Genomic DNA, 223 nt, shown 5'->3' on the forward strand with positions numbered 1-223 from the left:
CGACATCGTATGAGGTGCTTCAAACCGTCCCTGGTCTTGGAGATGCGACCATCACCGACCTGTTAGCGGAAACTGGTGATCTAACCAACTATGAGCATCCACGCCAACTTCTTAAATTAGCGGGACTCACGTTAAAAGAAAGCTCATCTGGCCAGCACACGGGTCAAAAACGAATCTCCAAACGAGGCAGACGCCGCTTGCGAGCGCTCTTGTTTCGGGTGAT

General features: G+C 51.6%; 1 protein-coding gene. It reads left to right on the forward strand.

Annotated elements, in window-relative coordinates; all coding sequences use genetic code 11:
- Positions 1–223, forward strand: a 223-nt coding sequence (locus tag CHH91_RS19445) for a transposase (RefSeq protein ID WP_141234268.1), incomplete at both ends; no start/stop codon positions are given.

It is taken from the genome of Virgibacillus sp. 7505, assembly GCF_002272135.1.
In the GTDB taxonomy this organism is placed as follows: Bacteria; Bacillota; Bacilli; order Bacillales; family Amphibacillaceae; genus Terribacillus.